The following is an 8,684-nucleotide window of genomic DNA, read 5'->3' as shown; positions in this document are numbered from 1 at the left end:
GGAAACGCCCGGTAACATCCCGAACCCGGAAGCTAAGCCTCACAGCGCCGATGGTACTGCAGGGGGGACCCTGTGGGAGAGTAGGACGCCGCCGAACAACCATTCCAGTGAAGCCCCCTGACAACACGTCAGGGGGCTTCACTGCGTTCACGACCAAACAACCCGCGGGGTCGGCCCTCACCGTTGCCACAGTGGGGGCGCCGTCTCGCGCCTCCGGCGCAAAGAAGCCAACTACAGGAAGCCCCCCGCCGGGCCGGGGTCCGCCGTCCCCTTCCCGTCGGCGAGAAACGACGCCCGACCACCCGCCCCGCTCCCGCGTAGTTGGCCGCAGTGCGGCGGAGCCGCGAGACGGTGTCGTCACTGCCGCTACGGCGAAGGCCGACCCCACTCAGGGCCGGCGCACCCCACGCAGCACCTTCGCGGAGGAGTACCCTCCCAGTTGCGGATCGGCAACACGCCCCGCGCAATAGCCAGCTGGCGCAGCCTTGCCATGGGCGTCCCCGATGGCGTGGGCGTGGGCGTGGGATACGTCCTCTCCGGTGGTCCCGTCGCCCTGGGTGACCAGTTGGGTCAGTCGGCCGTCGCGGTAGCGGGCGGCCAGGGCCACACCGTCGAGCGAGGTAGGCGGCTTCATCAGCGAGGTCGACCGGACGGGCCTGCGGTCCCTTTAAGCGCTGTGCGGAGGGGCGGTGGTCTGCGAGGATGGTGCGATGGATCTTGATCGGCAGATGGATAGGCAGACAGTCAGTTCCGGCTCACCGCTTGAGCCCCAGATCGGGTTCTCACGGGCAGTTCGCAAGGGCGCGCACGTCGCCGTGGCGGGGACCGCTCCCATCGGGGACGACGGTACGACCGTGGGGCGTGGCGACGTGTATGCGCAGACTGTCAGGTGTCTGGACATCGCGGAGGCGGCGCTGAAGGCAGCGGGGGCATCGATCGAGGACGTCGTGCGGACGCGCATCATGCTCACCGATGTGACGGCCTGGAAGGAGGCAGCGCGGGCGCACGGAGAGCGGTTCGCGTCTGTGCGTCCTGCCTGCACCGTCGTTGAGGTCTCGCGGTTCATCGATATCGACTGGCTCGTTGAGGTGGAGATCGACGCGATCCTCGGCTGAGCTCCTACGGGAACGGCCGGTCGGCGTTCTGCTCCAGCCACGCGACGATGTGCTGCACATAGCTGTCGACGTTGGTCAGGGTCCTGCCGTTGAGTACCGCGATCAGGTGCTCGACGCCGAACGTCCGGTCCCATACGGCGGCCCGACGGAAGGTGGTGCTGTCGACGGCCCGGCGGATGTTCTGCCAGCCGTGCCAGGCCATGGAAGCAGCGTCGACCGCCGGGTCGAACAACTGGGCCAGGTCCCAGTCCAGCACGCCGATCAGCTTGCCGTCCTCGCTCCAGTGGACGTTGTCGGCGCCGAGGTCGCCGTGCACGAGTGAGTCCGGGACCGGTTCCAGGGCGAGCGCGTCGTCGAGGCGGCGTCGGCCTTCGTCGCGCCACTTCCCGGGGAGGCGTGGGATGACCTCCTCGGCCAGGACGTCGTCCCAGCGCCGGCCGCCAGCCTGTTCGCTCGGCGGGCTGAGCACGGCTTTCAGCTCCGGGGTGATCGGGAGGTCGCGCAGTGCGCCGAGAAGCTCTCCGATCTTCGCCGGGTCGCCCTCGCCACGCGGCCATGCGGCGCCGTCGATCCAGGAAACGGCGACGGCCGCGTGGTCCCCGAACATCGCCACCGGCGTCAGCGGTTCCGGTACTGCGAACGGCAGCCCGGCGGCTGCGATCATCCGCAGCAGTTCCACCCGCCGTGGCATGGCCTCCGCGGCTGTTGGGCGGCGACTGATCCGCACGGCCGCGACGCCCGGAAGCAGGACGACGTGGTGGATATTGCCGTCCTTGGCCAGGCGTGCCCCGTCCAGCGGGACACCCGGCAGGAGGGCTTCGGCGATGTCCAACCACAACGGGGAAGAGGCCTGGTCACTCACGGCGCCCAGCATAGGGCAGGCTCAGTGCGGCGACCGATTGACCGATCGTGTGACCGAATGAGCGTATGATCTTGACGCAGTCGGCCCATGAGGATGGACCTACCCCGCCCCCGGTCGAGCCTGGAGACCCGATGCCCGTCCCCATTCCGACGCCCGGTCAACTCGCTTGGCAGGAGGACGGATTCGGCCTGTTCCTGCATCTGGGGGTGAACACCTTCCACGGGCGCGAGTGGAGCGACGGCACGCTCGACCCGGCCTGCTTCGACCCGTCCGAGCTCGACGCGGCCCAGTGGGTGGACACGGCCGTGCGGGCGGGAGCACGGTATGTCGTACTGACGGCGAAGCACCACGACGGCTTCTGCCTGTGGCCCACCGACACCACCGACTACAGCGTCCGCTCCTCGCCGTGGCGGGACGGTCGGGGCGACGTCGTGGCCGAGCTCGCCGACGCCTGCCGCGCTGCCGGGATCGGCCTCGGCCTGTATCTGTCCCCGTGGGACCGCAACGCCGCCTGCTACCCGGACCCGCAGGCCTATGACGCCTTCTACCTACGCCAGTTGACCGAGCTGTGCACCCGCTACGGCCCGCTCTACGAGCTGTGGTTCGACGGCGCCGGATCCGAGGGCCGGTCCTACGACTGGGACGGCGTCATGGACGTGATCGAGCAGCACCAGCCGGACGCGATGGTCTTCAACATGGGCCGCCCCACCATCCGCTGGGTCGGCAACGAGGACGGCCTGGCCGCGGACCCCTGCCGCTATGCCACCGATACCAGCGCGGTCAGCATCTACGCCCAGCAGGACGCGTCCCTCGACCGCACCCGCTATCTGCCGCCCGAGTGCGACGTCCCGATCCGCCGCCACTGGTTCTGGCAGCCCGACGACCTGCACACCCTCAAGACCCGCGACCACCTGCTGGCCCTGTGGTACCGCTCCGTCGGCCTCGGCGCGGGCCTGCTGCTGAATGTGCCGCCGGACCGCCGCGGGCTGATCGACGACCACGACCGCGCCCGGCTGCACGAGTTCACCGACGAACTGGCGCGCCGCTTCCGTGCGCCGCAGGTTGCGCAGCTCTTCGCCGCCGACCGGGGCGACCGGGGCGAGCTGGTTGCCCGCTTTGCCGCACCCGTTCTGATCGACCATCTGGAGTTGCGCGAGGACCTCGGTCGCGGCCAGCGGATATTCGGGCACGAGATCCTCGCCGACGGACGGTTGCTCGCCCGTGGCGGCACGGTCGGCGTCCGCCGGGTGCACGCGTTCGCGCCCGTCACGGTCACCGAACTCCGCATCCGCCTCACCGGGGATGGGGGCGGGGGCGGCGACCAGGGCGCGCTGCGTGCGGTCACGGGCTTCCACACCGGCTTCGCTTCCCTCCCCGAGATCGAGGAGCAACTGCCCTTCATCGCTGGGAAGTTCGACGCGGAGCCGCAGCGGACAAGTCCCTAGCCGCAGGGGGTGAGCTCCGGCCCCCTGGTGGCCTTCGGAGGAACGGTGAGCGGTGCGGGGAAGGTGTCGCGGAGGGTGAAGGCGTCCGGGGTGGGGCCGGTTGCGCGGAGGGTCAGCAGGCGTTGTTCGGCGTCGGCGACGGTGGGGCGGGTGCCGGCGGGGACCCACCAGAGGGCGGTCATCGCCTCCACCGGTCGGGCGAACCACTCACGCCGCCGACCCAGCACCGCACGGTGCTCGGGGCTGTAGACGTATGAGGTCAGGGCGTCGGGATCGCGCCAGACCGACATGTTGACGATCAGCCAGTCGTCGCCGAATATCCGGATCTCGGTGGCGTTGCCGCCGTAGTCCTGCAGCCGCCAGACGAAACCGTCGGCTGCCTCGGCGGTCGCGTTGACCGAATCCAGCGCGGCGACGAAGTCCGCCAATAGCGCGCTGTCGAGCGGGGCGAGCAGGCGGGAGATATTGATTTGGGCGAGCTCGTACGGATTCCCGGTCGGTGTCGTTGCCATGATTGCTCCGTAATGGTCAATAGGTCGACGGGTCGATAGGTCGATAGAGGGACCGGTTCAGCAGCCGCAGTCGCAGCATTCGAGGCATTCGCAGATCTCGCACGCGTCGCAGCAGTCGCAGTCGCAGTCGCAGTCCATGTCGCTGCACGGCCCTTGGCGGCGCCGGCCGTTGCAGGGGTCCTCGTAGTCCTCCCGGCAGCAGGCCTGGCAGGTGCAGCACAGTAGGGCCCACATCGCGCAGCCGGCCAGCGGGTTGCGGCGGCGCAGGGGACGCGGGGGAGTGGTGTCGATCGGCCCGAACGGACCGGCCGGGCCGAACGGTCCCGGGCCCCCATGGTCACTCCCGCGCTGGGCTCGCGCTGCCGAGGCGTGGGCGAAGGTGCGCTTCACTGCGGCGTCGGTCTCGTGCGCGAGCAGCCGGTGCGCCAGGGCGCCGTCGGTGAACTCGACGTCGCGCAGGGCCAGTCGGATGCCGTGCACGGCGTCGCGGCAGAGCCGCTCCGCCTCGGCCGTACTGGTGCCGGTGGCGATCAGCGGGTTCCAGGCGCCCGCTGCCTGATCCTCCGTCAGATCCTCGACGGCGTCGAGCAGATGGGCCAGCCGTCCGAAGAGCCGGCCGATCTCGGCGAGCGGTGTGCGGTTGCCTGGACGGCCGGCCAGGACGGCGGTGTGCTCCAGGGCGAGTGAGGTGGCGTGCTCGGTGGGCGCGGTGACCAGCAGGACCGAACTCCCCGGCCCGGCGGACCGCTCCAGCTCCGGCTGCTGGGCCAGGGTGTCGAAGAGGACGCCGGTGTCGAAGCCCAGGGCGCTGCCGCCGCTGCGGCTCTGCCGTCCCCAGCGGTTCGCGACCCCGCCGGCCGCCAGTGCGACCGGGCGCCGGGCGTAGAGCCCATCGGCGTCGTCCACATGGTCGCGGACCTTGGCCGAGGCCAGGGCCAGTGAGACCGCAGCCGCCAGCCTGGCCCCCTCGCCGTGTGCCACCGGGGCGGTCCGCATGCCGCGCAGCGGGCAGGGCCCCGCCGTCCGCCGACCACTGCCCGAAGAGGCCGAGGACCTCAAGAAACCCCCACCGACCGTCAGGCTCTGCGCCTCGACCAGGACGGAGACCACCAGTCCGTCGTAGTTGGTCGCGGTGCGGGCCAACTGCCCGTGGTCGTCGCGCAGGGCCAGGCACAGGCCGCAGAGGTGGGCGGTCCAGGACTGGTGCAGCTGCTCGGTGAGCCGGTGGCGGCAGGGCCTGATGATTCCGAACATCCGTACAAAAAGCCTTTCAGCGAGGGTCGCGCAGCACCGGCCACGCCACCTTGGGACGGAACAGGGCGGTCGGCGGGGTCACCAGGGTCATCACCTCGCTGAATCTGGCGCACACCGCCTCGTCGCGGCTGGAGCGGGCGATGACCCGGTCCAGGTAGCGGTGCTGCAGGCGCAGCACCGCGCCGGAAGGCCCTCCCGTGGTGGTGGGGAAGCGGACGTCCTCGGCCGAGGACATCATCCAGGCGTCCTTGGCCGCCACCGAGATTCCGGCCTGGACGAACCGGCTGGTCCCGGGCCCGAGGCCGCGCGCCCTGACACCGTCGCGCAGCGCCAGCGCCCCGAACGCGGCGACCGAGATGCCCTGCCCGTAGACGGGGTTGAAGGTGCAGGCGGCGTCGCCGAGGACGACCAGGCCGTCCGGTGCGCCGCGCTGGTAGTGGCGGCGGACGCTCGCGCCGGGCCGGAAGCCGTAGGACTCGCCGGCGGGGGAGGCGGTGGAGAGGACCTCCCGCAGCGCGGGGTCGCGGAGCAGCGCGAGGAAGGAGTCGAACCCGGCCGCGCCCGGTTCCGGCTCCGAGCCGCGCATCCCGCCGAGGCTGACCACCCAGCGGTTGCCCTCCACCGGCAGCAGCACGCCCAGCCGGGGGTGGTCCGGTGCCCGGGTCTGGATGTAGAGGGCGGAGAGCGAGGCGTCGATCCCAGGCGCGTGGTGGAACAGCCGGGACGAGTAGGCCACCCCGGCGTCGACCCGGTCCTCGGGGGTCTTGGCGCAGCCCAGTGCGCGCAGCCACTGCGGCATCCGCGAGGAGCGGCCGGAGGCGTCCACGACCAGTTCGGCGGCCAGGTCCTCGACCGGGGCGGCGGTGCGGGTGCCGCCCGGCGCCGCGCCGCGGGCCCGGGCCCGTACGCCGGTGACGGTGGTGCTGTCGCCGAGCAGGCCGACCGCCTCGGTGCCCTCCAGGAAGGTCACCGAGGGCTCGTTGCGCACCCGCTGCAGCACGGCGTCGTCCAGGACCGGGCGGGTGCAGGAGACAAAGGTCAGGTCGGTGGCGAAGCGCGGCATCCAGCCGCCGGAGGTGAGCCAGCGCAGCCCGCCGGGCACCGGGACCGGGACGGCCCCTCGGGCCAGCAGGTCGGCGTCGAGGCCGGGCAGCAGTTCCTGCAGCGCCCGCCGTCCGCCTTCCATCAGCAGGTGCGCGTGGCGGCTCTGCGGGGTGCCGGGACGGTAGGCCGAAGGCTCGGGGTAGCGGTCGCGTTCCAGGACCAGGATCCGGTCCGCCCGGCCGACCAGGGCCCAGGCGGCGAGGCACCCGGCCAGCCCCCCGCCGACGACCACCGCAGTGCCCCGCCCAGCTGTCGTCATGCCCGGTGAGCGTAGTAGTGACGGCCGCTCCGGTGCGAGTGGTTCAGCCGCATTGTGCCCAGCCTGTGCAATGAGCCGCGCCCGTGAAATGGGTGAGAATACGTTCGGGGGCGTGGGCATTCCACGCCTCGGGACGGAGCACCTGCCGGACGGAGCACCTGGATGACGGCGCAGCAGCCGCCCTGCCTCACCGTCCGCACGCCCGACGGCCGTCCACTGGTCCATGGGACCGAGGTCAGGAAGTCGCGCTTCCTCTGCTCGCTGCTGCGGGTCGAGGACGAGGCCGAGGCGCAGGCCTTCGTCGCGGCGGTCCGCAAGCAGTACTGGGACGCGCGGCACCACTGCACCGCCTTTGTGATCGGCGATCAGCCGCGCCGCGAGCGCTCCAACGACGACGGCGAACCGGCCGGGACGGCGGGCGCGCCGATGCTCGAAGTGCTGCGCCGCCGCGGCCTGACCGACACGGCGACGGTGGTGACCCGCTACTTCGGCGGGGTGCTGCTGGGGGCGGGCGGCCTGGTCCGCGCGTACGGCGGGGCGGTGTCGGCGGCGCTGGACCGGGCCGAGCTGGTCGAGCGCCGGCTGGTCGCCCTGCTGGCGGTGAGCACCGACCACGTCCGGGCCGGGCGGCTGGAGAACGACCTGAGGGCGGCCGGACATGTCGTCAGGGACGTGTCGTACAGCGGTTCCGGGGTCCGTTTCGAGGTGGGCGTGCCCGAGCCGCAGACGGCGGAGTTCCTGGAGTGGCTGGCCGCGGCCAGCGCCGGGGCCGCGGAGGTCGAGCGGCTCGGATCGGACCGGGTGGACGTTCCCTGGCGACCGAATGACCGGTCGTGACCTGCCCCGGGGCCGCCCGATGACCTGCCATGACACTGTCAAAGAGATGATTTGAACCGCGTTCGTACGATCTGTTCATGTGAGCTGTCGCACTCATCAGGGCGGTTAACCTCCTGTTCACACATGGGCAACAGTTGGGAAATTGCGAACTGTGATTCTCCTCGGCAGCAGGACAGCGGACCTCCCCAGCGACGCGGAGCACCGCACCGCGTGACCGCATCGTTCCCACCCCACCGCGAGGAATGCCGCCCGTGACTTTCAAGGCTGAGTACATCTGGATCGACGGCACCGAGCCGACCGCCAAGCTTCGTTCGAAGACGCGGATCCTGGCCGACGGTGCCGAGCTTCCCACCTGGGGCTTCGATGGCTCGAGCACCAACCAGGCCGAGGGCCACGCCTCGGACCGCGTGCTGAAGCCGGTCTTCTCCTGTCCGGACCCGATCCGCGGCGGTGACGACGTCCTCGTCCTGTGTGAGGTCTTCAACATCGACGGCAGCGCCCACGAGACCAACACCCGTGCGCTGCTCCGTCCGATCGCCGAGCAGTACGCCTCGCAGGAGGCCATCTTCGGCATCGAGCAGGAGTACAACTTCTTCAAGGACGGCCGTCCCTTCGGCTTCCCGGTCAACGGCTACCCGGCCGCCCAGGGCGGCTACTACTGCGGTGTCGGCGCGGACGAGGTCTTCGGCCGCGACATCGTCGAGCTGCACATGGAGCGCTGCCTCACCGCCGGCCTGGCCTTCTGCGGCATCAACGCCGAGGTCATGCCCGGCCAGTGGGAGTTCCAGATCGGCCCGGTCGACGCGCTGACCGTCTCGGACCACCTGTGGGTGGCCCGCTGGCTGCTCTACCGCACCGCCGAGGAGTTCGACGTCGCGGTCACCATCGACGCCAAGCCGGTGAAGGGTGACTGGAACGGCGCGGGCGCCCACACCAACTTCTCCACCAAGGCGATGCGCGAGGGCTACCCGGCCATCATCACCGCCTGCGAGGCGCTCGGCTCCGACCAGGAGAAGGTGCTGGAGCACGTCAACCAGTACGGGCACGGCATCCAGGACCGCCTCACCGGCCTGCACGAGACCGCCCCGTGGGACGTCTACAGCTACGGCGTCTCCGACCGCGGCGCCTCGGTGCGCATCCCGTGGCAGGTCGAGGTGGAGCAGAAGGGCTACATCGAGGACCGTCGCCCCAACGCGAACGTCGACCCGTACGTGGTGACCCGTCTGCTGGTCAACACCTGCTGCTCGGCGCTGGAGAAGGCCGACCAGGCCTGATCCGCCCCCTTTCCGCGACAGC

General features: G+C 71.0%; 9 protein-coding genes and 1 rRNA gene. 5 read left to right on the top strand and 5 right to left on the bottom strand.

The window, feature by feature from the left end:
- A 5S ribosomal RNA gene (gene rrf / locus ACEZDG_RS34525) occupies positions 1–97 on the top strand; the annotation flags it as partial.
- Between the two features lie 291 nt (positions 98–388).
- On the opposite strand, the gene ACEZDG_RS34520 is transcribed toward rrf, so the two are convergent.
- Positions 389–634 (bottom strand): hypothetical protein, encoded by a 246-nt coding sequence (locus ACEZDG_RS34520; RefSeq protein ID WP_380517882.1) that lies wholly within the window; start codon positions 632–634, stop codon positions 389–391.
- A 76-nt stretch (positions 635–710) separates the two neighbouring features.
- Here ACEZDG_RS34520 and ACEZDG_RS34515 point away from each other — a divergent pair, with 76 nt between their 5' ends.
- A complete protein-coding gene (locus ACEZDG_RS34515; protein WP_380517880.1) occupies positions 711–1,115 on the top strand; it encodes a RidA family protein in 405 nt (134 codons plus the stop codon).
- A 4-nt stretch (positions 1,116–1,119) separates the two neighbouring features.
- Here ACEZDG_RS34515 and ACEZDG_RS34510 read toward each other — a convergent pair whose 3' ends face one another.
- Entirely contained in the window at positions 1,120–1,977 is an 858-nt protein-coding gene (locus tag ACEZDG_RS34510) for a phosphotransferase family protein (RefSeq protein WP_380517877.1), read from the bottom strand.
- 131 nt (positions 1,978–2,108) lie between these two features.
- Here ACEZDG_RS34510 and ACEZDG_RS34505 point away from each other — a divergent pair, with 131 nt between their 5' ends.
- The gene (locus tag ACEZDG_RS34505; RefSeq protein ID WP_380517875.1) at positions 2,109–3,422 is read left to right on the top strand and encodes an alpha-L-fucosidase; all 1,314 of its coding nucleotides are present in this window, start codon (positions 2,109–2,111) and stop codon (positions 3,420–3,422) included.
- On the opposite strand, the gene ACEZDG_RS34500 is transcribed toward ACEZDG_RS34505, so the two are convergent.
- Genes ACEZDG_RS34500 through ACEZDG_RS34490 form a run of 3 tightly spaced genes read right to left on the bottom strand, consistent with a single transcriptional unit; the run spans position 3,419 to position 6,551 of the window.
- Positions 3,419–3,934 carry a DUF3291 domain-containing protein gene (locus ACEZDG_RS34500; protein ID WP_380517872.1) on the bottom strand — a complete coding sequence of 172 codons (516 nt, stop codon included), beginning with the start codon at positions 3,932–3,934 and terminating at the stop codon, positions 3,419–3,421. The genes ACEZDG_RS34505 and ACEZDG_RS34500 overlap by 4 nt on opposite strands.
- 57 nt (positions 3,935–3,991) lie before the next feature.
- On the bottom strand, positions 3,992–5,188 hold the full coding sequence (locus ACEZDG_RS34495; protein ID WP_380517869.1) for a DUF5685 family protein: 1,197 nt from the start codon (positions 5,186–5,188) through the stop codon (positions 3,992–3,994).
- Between the two features lie 16 nt (positions 5,189–5,204).
- Positions 5,205–6,551, bottom strand: a complete 1,347-nt coding sequence (locus tag ACEZDG_RS34490; RefSeq protein ID WP_380517867.1) for an NAD(P)/FAD-dependent oxidoreductase — start codon at positions 6,549–6,551, stop codon at positions 5,205–5,207.
- 162 nt (positions 6,552–6,713) lie between these two features.
- Between ACEZDG_RS34490 and ACEZDG_RS34485 the strand changes: the two genes are divergently transcribed.
- Together ACEZDG_RS34485 and glnII are read left to right on the top strand one after the other, a co-directional pair.
- On the top strand, positions 6,714–7,388 hold the full coding sequence (locus ACEZDG_RS34485) for a YigZ family protein (RefSeq protein ID WP_380517865.1): 675 nt from the start codon (positions 6,714–6,716) through the stop codon (positions 7,386–7,388).
- A gap of 251 nt (positions 7,389–7,639) precedes the next feature.
- The gene (glnII, locus tag ACEZDG_RS34480; protein ID WP_380517862.1) at positions 7,640–8,662 is read left to right on the top strand and encodes a glutamine synthetase; all 1,023 of its coding nucleotides are present in this window, start codon (positions 7,640–7,642) and stop codon (positions 8,660–8,662) included.
- Positions 8,663–8,684 lie beyond the last annotated feature (22 nt).

This window comes from Streptacidiphilus alkalitolerans, from assembly GCF_042511045.1.
GTDB classification, from domain to species: Bacteria; Actinomycetota; Actinomycetes; order Streptomycetales; family Streptomycetaceae; genus Streptacidiphilus; species Streptacidiphilus alkalitolerans.
The sequence above is the reverse complement of the archived record's forward strand: the minus strand, read 5'-3'. Positions and strand labels throughout refer to the sequence as shown.

Coding starts and splice junctions, on each gene's coding strand:
- ACEZDG_RS34520 (WP_380517882.1), bottom strand. CDS start 634: ATGAAGCCGCCTACCTCGCTCGACGGTGTGGCCCTGGCCGCCCGCTAC.
- ACEZDG_RS34515 (WP_380517880.1), top strand. CDS start 711: ATGGATCTTGATCGGCAGATGGATAGGCAGACAGTCAGTTCCGGCTCA.
- ACEZDG_RS34505 (WP_380517875.1), top strand. CDS start 2,109: ATGCCCGTCCCCATTCCGACGCCCGGTCAACTCGCTTGGCAGGAGGAC.
- ACEZDG_RS34500 (WP_380517872.1), bottom strand. CDS start 3,934: ATGGCAACGACACCGACCGGGAATCCGTACGAGCTCGCCCAAATCAAT.
- ACEZDG_RS34495 (WP_380517869.1), bottom strand. CDS start 5,188: ATGTTCGGAATCATCAGGCCCTGCCGCCACCGGCTCACCGAGCAGCTG.
- ACEZDG_RS34490 (WP_380517867.1), bottom strand. CDS start 6,551: ATGACGACAGCTGGGCGGGGCACTGCGGTGGTCGTCGGCGGGGGGCTG.
- ACEZDG_RS34485 (WP_380517865.1), top strand. CDS start 6,714: ATGACGGCGCAGCAGCCGCCCTGCCTCACCGTCCGCACGCCCGACGGC.